The 15,804-nt window shown below is 66.4% G+C and carries 15 protein-coding genes; 3 read left to right on the plus strand and 12 right to left on the minus strand.

Annotation, left to right across the window (positions count from 1 at the left end; translation table 11 throughout):
- The first annotated feature begins 14 nt into the window (after positions 1–14).
- Complete coding sequence (locus ACW178_RS13395; RefSeq protein WP_293826843.1) at positions 15–1,076, plus strand: hypothetical protein; 1,062 nt, start codon at positions 15–17, stop codon at positions 1,074–1,076.
- Positions 1,077–1,150: 74 nt separating this feature from the next.
- On the plus strand, positions 1,151–2,521 hold the full coding sequence (locus ACW178_RS13400) for a hypothetical protein (RefSeq protein ID WP_293826842.1): 1,371 nt from the start codon (positions 1,151–1,153) through the stop codon (positions 2,519–2,521).
- A gap of 6 nt (positions 2,522–2,527) precedes the next feature.
- Here the strand turns inward: ACW178_RS13400 and ACW178_RS13405 are convergent, their stop codons facing one another.
- The 12 genes from ACW178_RS13405 to ACW178_RS13460 form a co-directional block, all read right to left on the minus strand.
- A complete protein-coding gene (locus ACW178_RS13405; protein ID WP_293826841.1) occupies positions 2,528–3,652 on the minus strand; it encodes an acyltransferase family protein in 1,125 nt (374 codons plus the stop codon).
- The gene (locus ACW178_RS13410; RefSeq protein WP_293826839.1) at positions 3,652–3,957 is read right to left on the minus strand and encodes a hypothetical protein; all 306 of its coding nucleotides are present in this window, start codon (positions 3,955–3,957) and stop codon (positions 3,652–3,654) included. The genes ACW178_RS13405 and ACW178_RS13410 overlap by 1 nt, the downstream gene beginning before the upstream one ends.
- A 115-nt stretch (positions 3,958–4,072) precedes the next feature.
- Positions 4,073–4,510 (minus strand): CopM family metallochaperone, encoded by a 438-nt coding sequence (copM, locus tag ACW178_RS13415; protein ID WP_035307825.1) that lies wholly within the window; start codon positions 4,508–4,510, stop codon positions 4,073–4,075.
- Between the two features lie 30 nt (positions 4,511–4,540).
- On the minus strand, positions 4,541–7,102 hold the full coding sequence (locus ACW178_RS13420; protein ID WP_492024656.1) for a heavy metal translocating P-type ATPase: 2,562 nt from the start codon (positions 7,100–7,102) through the stop codon (positions 4,541–4,543).
- 11 nt (positions 7,103–7,113) lie between these two features.
- Positions 7,114–7,245: a hypothetical protein gene (locus tag ACW178_RS13425; RefSeq protein WP_291753750.1), complete on the minus strand. Its 132-nt coding sequence runs from the start codon at positions 7,243–7,245 to the stop codon at positions 7,114–7,116.
- 10 nt (positions 7,246–7,255) lie between these two features.
- Positions 7,256–7,855: a methyltransferase family protein gene (locus ACW178_RS13430; RefSeq protein ID WP_447941229.1), complete on the minus strand. Its 600-nt coding sequence runs from the start codon at positions 7,853–7,855 to the stop codon at positions 7,256–7,258.
- A gap of 8 nt (positions 7,856–7,863) precedes the next feature.
- The gene (locus tag ACW178_RS13435) at positions 7,864–8,469 is read right to left on the minus strand and encodes a cation efflux transmembrane domain-containing protein (RefSeq protein ID WP_035307831.1); all 606 of its coding nucleotides are present in this window, start codon (positions 8,467–8,469) and stop codon (positions 7,864–7,866) included.
- Positions 8,466–11,690 carry an efflux RND transporter permease subunit gene (locus tag ACW178_RS13440; RefSeq protein WP_035307833.1) on the minus strand — a complete coding sequence of 1,075 codons (3,225 nt, stop codon included), beginning with the start codon at positions 11,688–11,690 and terminating at the stop codon, positions 8,466–8,468. The genes ACW178_RS13435 and ACW178_RS13440 overlap by 4 nt, the downstream gene beginning before the upstream one ends.
- 8 nt (positions 11,691–11,698) lie before the next feature.
- The gene (locus ACW178_RS13445) at positions 11,699–12,901 is read right to left on the minus strand and encodes an efflux RND transporter periplasmic adaptor subunit (protein ID WP_293826832.1); all 1,203 of its coding nucleotides are present in this window, start codon (positions 12,899–12,901) and stop codon (positions 11,699–11,701) included.
- Positions 12,901–14,154, minus strand: a complete 1,254-nt coding sequence (locus ACW178_RS13450; protein ID WP_035307836.1) for a TolC family protein — start codon at positions 14,152–14,154, stop codon at positions 12,901–12,903. Before ACW178_RS13450 ends, ACW178_RS13445 begins: the two co-directional genes overlap by 1 nt.
- Before the next feature lie 56 nt (positions 14,155–14,210).
- Positions 14,211–14,567 (minus strand): hypothetical protein, encoded by a 357-nt coding sequence (locus tag ACW178_RS13455; protein WP_293826830.1) that lies wholly within the window; start codon positions 14,565–14,567, stop codon positions 14,211–14,213.
- Positions 14,568–14,595: 28 nt separating this feature from the next.
- Positions 14,596–15,162 (minus strand): cation efflux transmembrane domain-containing protein, encoded by a 567-nt coding sequence (locus tag ACW178_RS13460; RefSeq protein WP_492024657.1) that lies wholly within the window; start codon positions 15,160–15,162, stop codon positions 14,596–14,598.
- A 212-nt stretch (positions 15,163–15,374) separates the two neighbouring features.
- Here ACW178_RS13460 and ACW178_RS13465 point away from each other — a divergent pair, with 212 nt between their 5' ends.
- Positions 15,375–15,758, plus strand: coding sequence for a MerR family transcriptional regulator (locus tag ACW178_RS13465; RefSeq protein WP_492024658.1), 384 nt, complete (start codon positions 15,375–15,377; stop codon positions 15,756–15,758).
- The last annotated feature ends 46 nt before the right edge of the window (positions 15,759–15,804 follow it).

Below are 15,804 nucleotides of genomic sequence, written 5' to 3' on the forward strand. Positions count from 1 at the left end.
GTTGGGAGGTGCGCGTGATCAAGTGGGGAGACAGTCGACGGGATCACGATCCGATCCTCGCCATATGGCCGAGCTATCGCCCGCTGCATAAGCGTTGGTTCATGGTTGAACTGGTCGAGACTGACGATGGCGGCGTGCGCTGGCGAGACCGCCGCATCCCTTCGGAGGAAGGGTGGGTGAAGATGGACGTGCATCCAGATCGGGACACCGCTGTCTCCGTAGCCGAAGCCTTGAACCCATCCCTGACGGCGGCGCTCGCCGCGAGGCAGATGGACGCAACAGAGAAGACCTCTCTCACCTTGAAGGTCCGCAAGGCGCTTCAGTCGCGGCAACGTCTGGCGGACGAGGAAGCCCTGATGCTTTCTGAGGCGGTCCGACGCCACGCGGACACGCCCCGGATCCCGATCGATCAAATTAAGCTGCACGTTGAGGCCGAGCCCTATCGGGAGGCTCTGGCGCAAGAGCTGCAAACCTACCCCTATCTTTGGATGGCTCTTCTCGATGGCCGCGGGCGGCAGGTCGTTCTGTATCGGAATGCCGACGACGTCTGGAGCAAGCCCTATCCCGCCGGAGAGAAATCAGCTGAAAAAGCTATGCGCGCCCGGATCGCCAACGGGTTCAAGTTTCACCACGATCAGCACTGGGGTCAAGTAAAGGCCCGGATCCGCGCCGAACTCCTGCCGCGCGCCAATCAGCTTCTTCAACTGGCCAGCGTGCAACGCCTGCTCGCCGAGGCGCTGGCGCGTGGCGAGCGCGTTCTTGTCAGCAACGGGATCGTCTTCTGGTATGAGCCGGACGGCCAGCTTGGCTGGACGGTTAAGGCCACGACCAGCGACAAGGGAGAGGATGGCTCGACGCTTTGGCGCGAAGGCACAATCCTCTCGACCAATCACGGTCGCCTAGTGGTCCTTCCGTACGTCAAGGAGAACGGCGAGCACGTCAGGGGCCACACAAAGAACGGTCCCGGAGATGGTCGGGCTAAGCCCAGACATCGCGACCATTTCGTCGAGATTCCGTTCCGCGAGCTCAGGGGCGATCTGATGATCGGCCTCTTCGGAGAGCTGCCTTACGAATAGCCTCCGAACCCTCGGGCAGCGCGACGAAGGTTCCCAGCCCCTCGACTGAACCAAACAACATTTCTGCAGGAACAATGGACTCCAGCTTCGTAGACCTCGACATCCTCCTGACCAAGGTCCGCAACCCGCAGTCTCGCGTCTACTTTCTGGACGCGGTGCGGGCCTACAAGGCTGGAGCGCTGCGCGCCTCGCTTACGGCGGCCTGGGTCGCCATCGCGTACGACCTGATTGCTAAATACCGCGAGCTCAGCGCAATGGGCGACGCCGCCGCGACCACCTTCCTGCAATCATGGGACAACGCGACCGCTATCAGCGACATCCGGCAGCTGCTGCAGCTCGAAGGGAAGATTCTGGAGGACGCCGCCAACAACACTCAGGCGATCAGCCAAATTGCAGGCCGGCAACTCGAACGCCTCCGCGAAGACCGCCACCTCTGCGCTCATCCGGCTTTTTCCGCCGAAGCTCTGCTTTTCGAGCCTACGCCGGAGTTGGTCCGGATGCATCTCGTCAACGCCGTCGACCTTGTTTTGGGACACGAGGCCTTGCAAGGACGCGCCATCTTTGAGGTCTTCGACGGCGACGTTCAGTCGGCGGGCTTTCCCAGGGATCACGCACGGATTCTCGACTACGTCGAGCAGCGCTACCTCGCCCGGGTCCGCCCGCAAAACATTCGGAACTTCGGAACCGTGCTGGCGAAGTCGTTGCTGAAAGGCGTCCCGGCTCATCTCGTCGGCTTCCGCTCCAAGATCGAGTCCGCCTTGGTCGCCGTTCGCGATCGCGCGGCAGGCGCTTGGCCCGATGTCGTGCCTGCTATCGTCCGCCTGCTCGATACTCTCGACCCGGCTGATCGGCCCCGAGCCATCGCGTTCGTCGCGGCGTTCCCAGATTTCTGGCCCCGGCTGCAGGAGCCGACACGGACCGCTCTTCAGGAAACGGTCAACAACGCCAACGCCGCCAATCTGGCGGACCCGTTGATCCTCAAAGGCGTCGCCTTTGCTCAGTTCCAAGCGCCGATCGTCGCGCTGATTGCCGGGCTCGACCGCGATGCCTTGGCTCAGGCTATCGCCGCCGCTCCTCTTCCGGAGCTATGGGCGCAGGCGGTGGAGATCTACGCCAGTTCCGGAAGCTTCCGCGGATCGGAAGCAAACTTCAGCGAGTACATTACGCCCTACGCGGGGACGCTCGATGCGGCGGCCCTGGACCAGTTGCTCGACGCGGTCGCCGGCAACGGCCAGAACTACGCGGCAGCGGGTACCAGCACCCTGCTCCTGAGCGTTGTCAGGAATGCTGGTGCGGGACGGCTTCCGTCAGTCGATGCTCGGAACCGCTTCTATCAAATGCTTCTCAGGTCGCGCCGCCGAGAAGCCTTCGCCGAAATGACCGCTCTGTTCGAAGCGGATGGTTGGACGCCGCCCCCGGCCGCACTCGATGATGACGAGGATTGAGCATCATCAGGCGATCGGTCGATCGGCGCTTGTCCCGGGCAGCGGTGTTCGGGGGCGAGGCGGATTGAGCCTTGTTTGAACCGGGCGGTCGAAGCCGTAGCGGAAAGCCGCAGCACCAAGGAAAGCCGCGATGAGCCCCGCCGTCCACACACCCCACCGGACGGCATCCGACCAGCCAGACTGACCGAAGGCGTCAAATGCTCCAAACCAGACGATCCGGCTCACCTCATTGGTGAGGAACATGGCGAACGACATAAGTCCGAGGTGTTCGATCAGCCTCGATGGCCGCACGGTTGGCAAGGCTCCGGCCGCCCAGATCAGAACGGTCAGCAGGACCACCGAGACAAGAGCGAAGTGGCCGATGACTTGCGCCGCGACGAGACCTACGAAAGCGAGCAGACCGATGCGGCCGGCCCATATCGGCGTCGAATAGATGCGTGATCCAAAAAGAGCGGCGGCGACCCCAAGGAGGAACAGCGGAAGCGCTCGAATGAATCCGAACCTCAGAGGCAGGCGGTAGAGGGGCTCGCCGAGCCATGTCCGGCACGCCCAGTCTGTGGCAATCATCAACAAGCCGGCGCCGATCACCACGGTCCAAGGATCGAGCCGCCAGAGCAGGCGGCATATCCAGGGAAGTAGAAGGTAGCAGCCGAGAAGGGCGGATAGCGTCCAGGTCGGCGCGTTCCACCCCAGCCCGCCTGGAACTCCGTAGGCCTGAACCAGAAAGACCTGCGCCGGCAGCTGACCCCAATCGAACCACTGCGGATTGCTCGGGGCGATCCCGAAAAGCCCGGCGAGGGCGATCAACAGCGCCAGCGCGCCGACGACCACCAGATGAGAGGGCGCGACGCGAAGAAGGCGCTGGCGGACATAGGCGTGTAGCGGGATTGCGCGGGCCGCGAAGCCGTCGCCGTAGATCCGGGCAAGGACGTACCCGGAGTCGATGATGAAGAAATTTGTCAGAAGATAGCCCCGGTCGAACACCGGGTGGAACTGACCCAAAGGCGTCGGGGCCGCTTCGCGGAAGTGGTAAAGAATGATCAGCGCGCCGGCGACAAAGCGCAGGATATCGAGCCAACCACCCCGCGAAATCCTGACGGGCTGCGGCCGTGCGTGCTCCGATGCAATCATCAGGGTCGTGCCTGTCCGGCCGCTGCGGGGTGATCGTGATGACGTGGAGCGAACTGCAACTGATCTCGCGTCAGAACAAGAAGGCCGAACCCCAAGAGACATACAGCCGCCATGGCGGCGGTCATGACCCGTCCAGCCTGCCCCTTCCGCCCGAGACGATAGGTCATGATCGCCAGGAGCGACATGAGAACGCCGAAGGACACGAACACCGGGATGCGGTAGGTCGCCGCCAGCGGTACGGCGAGACAGAAGACGATCGCGCCGGCGACGAGGCTCGCGCCAATCGCGATCAGTGTGTCCTGCACCGGCCGGAACGGCTCTGGCCTCCCGTATAGCTTGGACCGGCCGCGCCCCTTGTAGCGCCCTGGACGCCATCGAGGAGCCTTGCTCCGGATCGGGGATCGCTTGCCCCCCATGGCTTCAGCCCTGCGCGTCCGCCGGGCGAGCCGCGCGGTTGGCCAGCCACACCCGCATACGGACAATTTCAGCTTCCTGAGTCCGAATGATCTCCTCCGCGAGGCCCTTGACCTCGGGATCCGAACCTTGGTCGAGCGCAATCCTTGCCATGGCGACCGCCCCCTCGTGGTGGGCGATCATCCCGCGCATGAAGTCGACATCGGCGTCGCCGCTGTAGTCGATGTTCATAGCGGCGTGCATCCGCTCGTTCGCCTCCTTGTAGGAACGGGTGGCGGGATTATCCGAGGCGGCATCGCCGTGCCCGGCATGCTGGTCGATCGGGCGTGCATCGACTGCCGTCGGCTCCGGCGCCGGGCGACCCTGCCGCGAGAGCATCCCGAAGCCGAAGACCGAGATCAGGAGAAAGGCGGCGATGACGCCAACCCAGCCGAGACGTTTCATTGGACTATCCTTTGCTTTCCTGAAGGCGGGTCATTCGACGCCGCGCGGACCGCGCCACGCCAGAAGGCGAAGCGCGTTGAAGACGACCAGCAGGGTGGAACCCTCGTGGAGGGCGACGGCAGGGCCGATGCCGAGACCGAGGATCGTCGCCGGGACGAGGAACGCCACGACCCCGAGGCTGACGAACAGGTTCTGGCGGATGATGCGGCGGGTTTGACGGCTGAGACCCACGGTGAAGGGCAACTTCGACAAATCATCCGCCATCAAGGCTACGTCGGCGGTCTCCAGGGCGACGTCCGATCCCGCCGCACCCATGGCGACGCCGACCGTCGCGGTGGCCATCGCCGGAGCATCGTTGACGCCATCGCCGACCATGGCGACCTTGGTCTCCGCCCGGAGTTTCTTGATGGCGTCGACCTTGTCCTCCGGCATCAGGTCGCCCCACGCCTCGGTCAGCCCGACCTGACCGGCCACCGCCTGGGCCGCCTTCTGGTGGTCGCCCGAGATCATGATCATGCGGCGAATGCCGAGCGCGCGGAGCGCGGTAAGGGTCTCGCGCGCCTTGGCCCGAGGCGTGTCGAGAAGGCCGATGACCCCGAGATCCTTTGTCCCGCGGCGAACCACCATGAGCGTCCGTCCCTGGTTTCGAAGGGCCGCGACGGCGATCTCGGTGTCCGGTGCGAGCGGAGCGATGGCGTCCGAACCGAACATCTCCGGTTTGCCGATCCAAACATCCTGGTCGTCCAGGCGTGCCGTGACGCCCTTGCCAGTCAGGCTACGCAAATCCGTTGCGGTTCGAACGGGGGCGGCGACCAACCGCTGGCTTCCGTCGCGGACGATCGCTTCCGCCAAGGGGTGATCGCTGAGCCGTTCGACCGCGACAGCAATCTCCAGGAGCTCGCTCTCTGTCGTCTGGCCGAACGGAACGACATCGGTGATCCGCGGCCGCCCCTCGGTCAGCGTCCCGGTCTTGTCAAACGCGATGGCGTCGAGCGCTCCCAGGTTTTCGAGCGGCGCGCCACCCTTGACGAGAACCCCGGCGCGGGCCGCCCGGGCGACCCCGGACAACACCGCGCTCGGCGTGGCGATCGCAAGAGCGCACGGACTGGCGGCCACCAGCACGGCCATCGCCCGATAGAAGCTGTCGCGGAACGGCTCTTCGACGACCACCCAAGCGAACAGGAGGACGAAGGCCAGACCGAGCACGAGGGGCACGAAGACGCGCTCGAAGCGATCGGTGAAGCGCTGGGTCGGCGACTTTTGGGTCTCGGCCTCGCTCACCATCCGGACGACCTTGGCCAAGGTGGTGTCGTTGGATCGACGCGTCGTTTCGATCTCGATGGCGCCGCCGCCGTTAATGGTGCCGGCGAAGACCACCGACGCCGCCGAGACATTTGCCGGCTTGGCGCGGGCCTCCTCGGGGTTTGGGACAGGCTGCTTGTCGACGGGAATGCTCTCCCCCGTCACGGGAGCCTGGTTCACGCTGGATGTTCCCTTCACGACGAAGCCGTCGGCCGGGAGACGCTCGTTCGGCCGAACGACGACGAGGTCACCGACTTCCAGCTCTTCGACCGGAAGTTCGACGACGGCCTCTCCACGCCGCACATGAGCGGTGCGCGGGGCCAAGGCGGCCAGAGCCTCGATCGCCTTCTTGGCGCGACCCATCGCGAAGTGCTCGAGGGCGTGCCCGAGGCTGAACAGGAACAGTAGCAGCGCCCCTTCCGCCCAGGCTCCGAGCGCCGCGGCGCCGGCTGCGGCCACCAGCATCAAGGTGTCGATCTCGAAACGCTTGCGCCGCAGGTTTCCGACAGCCTCGCCGACCGTGAACCAGCCGCCCAAGGCATAGGCGATCAGGAAAAGACCGAAGGGCAGCCATCCCGGCACGCCCGGAATGAATTTCTCGATCAGCCAACCGATCGTGAGCGCGGCACCGCTGCCGACCGCGAAGATGAGCTCCGTGTTGGGTCCGAGGAAGCCAGCATGACCATGGTCGTGCCCGTCGCCATCGGAATGTCCGTGGTCATGGCCATCGCCATCGGAGTGACCATGGTTGTGACCGTCATCGGGCGTATGACTGGCCTCCTCTTCGGATGGCGCTGCCGGCTGCGCATCAGGGGTCTTCGCAGTGGCTGAAGCGGCGCCCCCGGTCGCTCCGAGCAGTGCGAGGCCGTGGCTCGCAAGGCGCTCTTCAAGCTTCTCACGGTTCGTGATCTGCCGGTCGAACTCCAGGCGCAGAGCGCCAGCCGGATCCAGCACCGCCTCGATCACGCCAGCTTCTTCGCCGAGCGCGGCCGCGAGCGTGCGGGCGTGGCGAGCGTGGCGGACACCCTCCACTCGCCCGACGAGATGCCCGAAACGCTCACTGACCTCGGCTCCTGCCTGACGCGCACGGCGACGGACCTGAGCCAGCGACAGCTGGTCGGGGTCGTAGTGGATGCAGAGCTCTGGGCCTCCCTCGCCTTCGGCGACATGCGCCTCAGAGACGCCGGGTTCGGCACGCAACAGCGCGATCAGCCGTCCAACGCAGCCGTCCTCCACATCTGGCGCATGAGGCAGGAGGACGGGAATGTTCAGGCGGAGGGTCTTGGGCATGATCGGGCTCCTCAGGAGACATCACGGGTAAGGGGCGAGCGGTCGGGCACGAACATCCCGGCGCGCTGAGCGGCGGCTCCAGCGATGAAGGCGGCGATCGCCAGAGCCGCACTCAGGAGGATGACCAGTCGCTTGCGGTTCATCTCGACCTCCTCACGGCAAGGCGATGAGGGCGTCCAGCCAGCCAAGGTTCTGGAGGTGCTCCAGTCCCTCGAAGACGGGCAACGCCAGAAGGAAGGCAAGGCCGTCGCGGACAGTCCGGAGGAAGAACGCCGGCCGGACGGACAGTTCCGCCTCGTCACGCCAGAGGCGCAGTTTCGGAACGAAGCGGGGGGTGCGCACGACGTAGCTGCGGTAGGTGTCGCCGAAGGCCGACGTCAGGAAGCTTTCCTCTCGGCTCGCGACGATGTGGAACACGATCCAGCAGGCGACGGCGAAGGTGGCGCCGACGGTCAGGCTGCCCGTCTGTGCGCCGATCCCGAATGCGCCGATGAAGCTGAAAACATAAAGCGGGTTTCGACACAGCGAATAGGGCCCGCTGGTGACGATCTCCTGCTTCTTTCGGCCGCCGATGTAGAGCGAGCACCAGGCGCGCCCCAGGACGCAAACCATGATGGCGATCAGCCCGAGATGTTCGACGGGATGCTCGAGCTGTGGCTGGGCCTTCACGAGAGCGGTCCAGGCCAGCAGGGCGAACAACCCGGCGGCGATGAAGAGTTTGCGCCAGCGCTGGACGGAGGCGATGTCGATCAACGGCGGGCTCATGTCACCGAGCTCTCCGCGTCGCGTCGCGCAAGGCGCGCATCGCGTAGAATGTCGAAGCCGCCCTTGGCGGCTATGGCGGCGACCAGCACCCCCACCAGCAGGTCGGGCCACGACTGGTCCAACCACATCACCAGGCCGCCTGCGACGAGGATGCCGCCGTTCGAGGCGAAATCGTTCAGGCTGAATGTCTCGGCCGCCTTCATGTTGACGTCGCTGCTCTGCTGCCGACGGATCAGCAGCAGGCAGATCAGATTGATAACCGCCGCTACGACAGCGAGCACCATCATGGTCGGTCCGACCGGCTCGGTTCCCGTCAGCGTCCGGCGCAGGGCGTCGAGCAGGACGAGGACCGAGAAGATCAGCAGCATCACGCCGGAGACCTGAGCCGCCCGCGTCTTCCAGATCAGCGCGCGCCCGACGGCGAGGAAGCTGATCAGATAGACGGCCGCGTCGGAGCCGTTGTCGACGGCGTTCGCGAGCAGAGCGCTGGAGTCGGCGGCGAGGCCGCCGACTCCCAGGCCCACGAACAGCAGAGCGTTCAGGAACAGCACCACCAGGAGGGTGCGGCGCTGGACCTGCTCTGTTTCGTGGGCCCCGCTCATTCCTCGATCCCTTCCGCCTTCCGGTGTTTCACGGCCTTGGCCGCGAAGGTCGGAAGGACAAGGAGCGTCAGCGCGGTGGCCGTGAGCAGGCCTCCGATGACCACGGTGGCCAGCGGCTTCTGCACTTCGGCGCCGGCGCCGTGAGCGAATGCCATCGGGATGAACCCGACGATGGCGACGAGAGCCGTCGTCAGGACGGCGCGAAGCCGGCTTGTCGCGCCTTCGATGGCGGCAAGACGCGGCGCCGCTCCGCCCGTGAGACGCTCCCGAATGGCCTGCATCAGCACGAGACCGTTCAAGGTCGCGACGCCGGACACGGCGATGAAGCCGACCGCTGCGGAAACCGAGAACGGCATCCCCCTGAGGACAAGCGCCAGGGCGCCGCCGACCAGAGCCAACGGAACGCACGCGAACACCAGGCCCGCCTCGGCGAAGGATCCCAGAGCCATGAAAAGCAAGACCCCGATCAGGATGAAGACGATCGGAATGACCAGCCCCAGACGCTGTTCGGCCCGCTTCAGGTTCTCGAACTGGCCACCCCAGGTCAGGGAGTAGCCGGTCGGAAGATCGACGTCGGCCTCCACCTTGGCCTGGGCCTCGGTGACGAAGCCGCCCAGGTCGCGCCCGCGAACGTTGGCCTGCACCACCATCCGCCGGCTGCCGTCATTGCGGCTGATCTGGTTCTGTCCTTCCGCGACCTGAATCCGGGCGACGGAGGAGAGCGGCACGGTCACGCCTGTGGCGGTCGTTACCGGCAGAGCCGCAAGGGCCGCCGGATCATTCCGTGCATCATCCGCGAGACGGACGACGACGCTGAAGCGACGATCGCCTTCGAAGATTTGCCCGGCCTCGGCGCCGCCGACCGCGGCCGAAACCGCCTCGGAGACATCGGCGGCCGACAAGCCGTAGTTGGCGGCCGCGAAACGATCCACGCTGACGGTCAGGGTGGGCAGCCCGGACGCCTGTTCGACGCGAACGTCGGCAGATCCGGGCGTTGCGCGCAGGGCGGCGGCGACCCGGTCCGCAGTGGCCTGCAGCTGGGTGAAGTCGTCGCCATAGACCATCACGGCGAGGTCGGTCCGAACCCCCGAGATCAGCTCGTTGAAGCGCAGCTCGATGGGCTGGCTGAACTCGAAGCTGTTGCCGAGTTGTCCGGCGGCGAGCTCTTCGAACCGTTCGATCAGCTCCTCTTTCGGAAGGTTCGGATCGGGCCACTCCTTGCGGTCTTTCAGGACGATGACCGCGTCCGAAATGTTCGGCGGCATCGGGTCCACCGCCGCCTCCGCCGTCCCGGTCCGGGCGAAGACAGTCTTCACCTCGGGCTGGGCCTTGATGACGCGTTCGAGGGCCATCTGCATCGCCAGCGATTGTTCCAGCGAGGCGGACGGCACGCGCAACGCCTGCATGGCGATATCGCCTTCATCCAGGGTCGGAATGAACTCCCGCCCCAAAGAACTGAAGGCGATGCCGCCAATGACGAGGGCGCCGAGCGCGGACGCCAGGACGACTTTGGGCCGGTCGACGGCGGCGCGGATCGCCGGTTCGATCCAGCGCCGCGCGTATCGGAGGATGAAGGTCTCGTGCTCGTGGGCGTGGCCGTGCTCATCGACCTCGACCTTCTTCGGATCCCGGACCAGCAGGGCCGTCATCGCCGGCACGAAGGTGAAGGAGAAGATGAAGGCGCCGACGAGGGCCAGCATCACCGTTGCGCCCATGGGGATGAAGGTCTTGCCCTCCACGCCCTCAAGCATCAGCAGCGGCGTGAAGACCAGGAGGATGATCAGCTGGCCAAAAGCAGCCGGTTTGACCATCTGACGCGCCGCGGCTCCAGCAACCTCGAGCCGCTCCCGGCGTGTCAGCATTCGACCGGCTTCGGCCCGCCGCTGGCTGAGCATCAGCAGGGTATTCTCGACCACCACGACCGCGCCGTCGACCAGAAGGCCGAAGTCCAGCGCGCCGAGGCTCATCAGGTTTCCGCTGATGCCAAAGCGGTTCATGCCGATGACCGCGAACAGGAAGCTGATCGGGATCATCAGGGCGGTGATCGAGGCCGCACGGATGTTGCCGAGCAGCAGGAACAGCACCACGATCACCAGCAGAGCGCCTTCGATCAGGTTCTTGGCGACGGTTGAGATGGTCTTGTTGACCAGCGAGCTGCGGTTCAGGACCGGTTCGGCGACAACGCTCGGCGGCAGGCTCGCGGAAACCTCCTCGAGACGTTCGGCTGCGGCTTGGGCCACCGTCCGGCTGTTGCCGCCGGCCAGCATCAGCGCCGTACCAACCACGGCCTCGTGGCCGTCGCGGCTGGCGCCGCCGAGACGCGGCGCCTGGCCAATCTCGACGGTGGCGACGTCGGCGACCCGGACGACCAGTCCGTTGCGGTTGACGACGGGGGCCTGGGCGAGATCCGGGATGGTCTGCGCCAAGGCGTCGGTCCGCACGGTCAAGGCTTCGCCGGACCGCTGGACATAGCCAGCGCCAGCCTGGGTGTTAGCCCGTTCCAGCGCGACGACGAGATCGTTCAGGCTCAGACCGTAACCCGCCAGACGCGCGGCGTCGGGTCGGACCGCATACTCCTTCACATAGCCGCCGTTCACATCAACGCCGGCCAGTCCCTTCGCGGTCCGCATGCGCGGGGCGATGATCCAGTCCTGAACCGTGCGGAGATAGGTTGCGCGGGCCTGGGGCGTGGTCAGGAGTTCGCCTTCGGGCGTCAGATAGGCGCCGCCCGCCTGCCAGCCGGGCTCACCCGGTTTGGCGAGGTTGGCGCTGTTGAACGGCTTGAAGTCGACCGTCCACATCAGCACCTCGCCCAGTCCCGTGGTGATGGGCGCAAGCGCCGGCTCCACGCCTTCGGGCAACCGTTCGCGCGCCTGGGCCATCCGTTCGGCCACCTGCTGGCGGGCGAAGTAGATGTCCGTGTTGTCGGAGAAGATGACCGTGACCTGGCTGAAGCCGTTTCGGCTCAGCGACCGCGTGGTCTGGATGCCAGGAATACCCGCCATCGCGGTTTCGAGCGGATAGGTGACCTGACGTTCCATCTGCTCGGGCGCGAGCGCTGGCGCGATGGTGTTGATCTGAACCTGCCGGTTGGTGATGTCCGGCACGGCGTCGATGGGTAGCTGCGTCAGGTTGTAGAGGCCGAAGGCGGCGACGATCGCCGTCGCCAGGACCACGAACCATCGGAAGCGGACCGAGGCTTCGATAAGTGCTTTGAACATGACGCCCCCTAGTGCCCGTGCTCGGCTTCGCCCTTGGCCATTTCGGCCTTGAGCAGGAAGGCGTTGGCGGACGCCACGCGTTCAGATCCGGTGAGCCCGCGCAGGATCTCGGTGCGGCCCGCGGCCTGGCGGCCTGCGAGCACTTGCACGGCTTGGAAGCCGCCCTCGACCTGCACGAAGACCACGGTGTTTCCATCGACGGTCTGGACCGCCTCGGTGGGCACGGTCATCCCGCCAGTCGCCTCGCCGGTCACGATGGCGCCAGTGACGGCCGAACCGGCTGGCGGCAGAGACGCGCCAGAGGGTCGGGCCCGGATCACGGTCGCGCCGCTTTCGCTGAGACCGGCGTCGGCGGCGACGCCGGTGACGACGGCGTCGAACTCGCCGTTCGGCCCGGTCACGCGCATCGGCGCACCGGCACGCACATTGGCCGCAAGGGCAGGCGGTGCGTTGAAGACCATCTCGACACGAGCAGGATTGCTGACTTCCGCCACCACGCCGCCCTGGGCGACGAACCCGCCCGGACCGACCTGGACGCTGCTGACCACGCCCGAGATCGGACTGGTCACGCTGAGCCTGCCCGAAGCGTTCGGAGAGCCAGCGGCCGCCGAGCGGGCGCGAGCGGCGCGGGTCGCCGCCTCGGCGCTCAGGAACTGGGCGCGTGACGCTTCGACCTCCTGCCGCGCGACGATGCCCTGATCCGCCAGACTGCGATTTCGCTCATAGGCCTGGCGCGCCGCTTCAGCGGATGCCCCGGCCGCGTCGGCGTCCGCGCGGAAGGTCGCCGCCTCGCCGCTGACAAGGCTCACAAGCGGCTGACCGGCGCGGACCGACTGACCCGGCGCGACGAGAACGCGCTCGACGCGACCTCCGACGGCAGCGCCCACGGCAGCGCGAGAATCGACCATCGGCTCTACGCGGCCGGCGAGCCGGGTCTCCCCTCCTCCTCCGCCGCCGACGCCGACGACCGTGATGCCCGCTGCCTGGATCTCTGCTGCGGTGAGTTCAATCCGACCTTCGGTCTCTGCCCCGGCGGCCTCCCCCTCGGCGTGTCCCCCCTCTTCCTCGGCATGGCCGGCTTCGCCTTCGGCGGCAGCCGGCGCGGCTGGTTCGGAGGACCGGGTGGCCAACCAGAGGCCGCCGCCTCCGAGAATGACCAGGGCGGCGACGCCGCCGATCAGCAGGGTCTTGTTCGATGTGCGCTTGCGCATCACTGGGCTCCTTCGAAGGGGGCGCGGCCATCAAGGCGCGCGAGATCGATCTCGGCTCGGACGCGCGCGAGACGCGCGTCGACCGCTGCAGACCGGGCGTTGACGAGGGCGGTGCGGGTCACCCGCAGTTCGACCTGGGAAATGCGGCCGGACTCAAAGCCGATGCGGGACAGGCGATAGGCTTCCTCTGCGGCGGTGACGCCGCCGTCAGCAGCGTTGACGCGACTGACCGAGGCCGAAAGGCGAGCGACCGCGGCAGCGCGGTCCGCCTGGGCTTCCTGCCGCGCACTCATCAGCCGGGCGTCGGCAGCGCGAAACTCGGCTTGCGCCGCTTCGATGTTTCCCCGGTTCCGGTCGAACAACGGCAGCGGCATGCTGACGCCGAAAGTCAGCGCCGTCGCATCTTCCGCCTCGAAGCGGCGGATGCCGATACTGGCGTTGATGTCGGGGCGGGCCTGAACCCGTTGAACATCGATGCGTCGTTCGGCGGCGGACCGTTGGGCTTCGGCGACGCGGACCGTCGGCGCATCCTCGATCACGGATCCGATCGTCGTCGGCGCCTCGTCGAGAAGGCTGTCTTCGATCTGCGTGACCGGAACCGGGATCATGGCGACAGCCGTGAGACGGGCATAGGCCGCGTCGCGTTCCGCGACAGCTTCATCCCGCGTCGCGCGCGCCGAGGCAGCCTCGGCCTCCCCCTGAATGCCGCGGAGGAGAGGTTCGCGACCTTCCTCCACGAGGGTCAGGGCCGCGCGGGCATCCGCGACGGTCAGCGTGAGGGTTTCTTCCGCGAGCGTGGCTCGCCTCTGCGCGGCCTCCGCTTCGGCATAGATCAGGGCCAGGCGGCCTGCGGCGTCGATGACCGCAAGGTCTCGTTGAAGGCCCACTGCGCCGGCCTCGGCGCGAGCGGCGGCGATGCGCGTCGAACGACGTCCCCACAGCTCGAGATCCTGACTGATCGCCAGGGTCATGTCCGCGTTGTTCAGACCCGAATAGGGGCCTGAGCCATAGGCGTTCTCGACATCGAAGCCGAGGACAGGGTTGGGACGCACCCGTGCCTGACGGACACGGGCTTCCGCTGCGTCGTAGTTGGCGCCCGCCTCAAGGGTCGCAGGCGCATTCCCGAGTTGAGCGAGGAGTTGGGCATAGGTCGGAGCTGGGTCAGCCCATACGGGACTGGCCAGGGTCGCCGCGATCGCAGCGAGGGCGCAGCCGACCGCGTAACGCGGCCGCCTGCGAGATGTGGGAGACATGATTCATTTCCAGAGTTTCTGAGGACGAAGAGGCGCGCTAAGGCGCAGGTCTTCGGTCAGACTCTGGGAGGACGCTTCAGGCCGTCAGGCGTGATGGACGCCCGGAAGTCATCCTGTCGGCCGCTTTGCAGAGGAGGCTCGCCGAACGACGGAGCAAAGGCGTCCACGGCAGGACCGCGCGCCGTTGAGGTGTGATGGCAGTGGCCGTGCGAGCAGATCCCGTGACCGCCGCTCTTGCCGCTGTGGTCGCCGTCGCTTTGATCATGATCGACGACCGCGTGAGCCGCAGGCGGTTCCGGCAGACAGGTCGCGGCGTCGACGGCGGGCGCAAAGAAGAAGGCGGCGAAGACAAGAGTCATCGCCACGATCAGCTTCGCCCATGTCGTCATCGACCAGGTCATCGCGCGCTGCATACTTTCGTTCTCGAAGTCAGGCAATGCGTTACAAAGTCCGAGCAGCGGCGTGGGCTGCGCGGCTCTCCGCCCTAGCCTGCACCAAGATCGAAATGGCGGACTGGAGGAAGACGCCGCCCAGCAGAAGGCCCGCCAGCAAGTCCGGCCACCGGGATCCAGTCAGCCAGACCAGCCCGCCGGCCGCGGCGACGCCCAGGCTGTGGATCAGATCGTTCCGTGTGCAAAGCCAGACGGAACGCACGTTGGCGTCACCGTCACGGAAACGCACGAGCAGCAGGGCGGCGATTAGATTCGCGGCGAAGCCGACCAGTCCCAGACCGGTGATGACGACGCCTTCGGGCGGCTGCCCCGTGACCGCTCTCCAGACGACGTAGCCGAGAATGCTCACGGCCATGACGAGGAGGCTTGCGCTTTTGAAGACTGCAGCGCCGGACCGCACCTGCACGGACTTGCCAATGGCCCAGAGGCTGATAGCGTAGGTGGCGCTGTCGGCCAGGAAGTCCATGGCGTTGGCGGCGAGAGCCGCCGAGCCCTGCATGAGACCACCGGCGGCGACCGCGAAGAACCCACCCAAATTAAGGGCGATGACGGCCACCAGCACACGCCGATAGGCGGGCGAGGCCCCGTCGAACCGGACCTGATGGCCGCAGCAGCCTCGTGACGGGGCGCAGGATTCTGTCGGGGCGGGCGTCGTCATGCGACCTTCATGCATCCTCTAGCCACTAGAGGATCAAGCCCTATATTTCGCGAATGGCCAGAGACCCATCCCCGCTCCGGACGATCGGTCGCCTCTCAGCCGAGACCGGCGTGAAGGTTCCGACGATCCGGTTCTACGAGCAGATTGGCCTGATGAAGGAAGCGCCCCGCACGGCAAGCGATCGGCGCCTCTACGACGGCGCGGCGACGCGGCGGCTCGCTTTTATTCGTCACGCGCGACAGCTGGGTTTCGAGATCGACGACATCCGCGCCCTGCTGGCGCTGTCCGACGAACCCGACCGCCCCTGCACGGAGGTCAACCGGATCGCCGAGCGCCAGCTTGCGGCGGTTGAGACTCGCATCGCCGGGCTTCAGACGCTCCACGCCGAGCTCGCCCGGATTCAGGCGGCGAGTTGTTCGGGTGGGCGGATCTCCGATTGCCGGGTGATCGAGGCGCTCGGAAACCATGCGCAATGCGACGGTCCTCACGCATAGGTGCGACGCTCGGCCTCCACCATTTCAGACGGTCGTGGTTGTCCCG

It is taken from the genome of Brevundimonas sp. AVps4, from assembly GCF_058681525.1.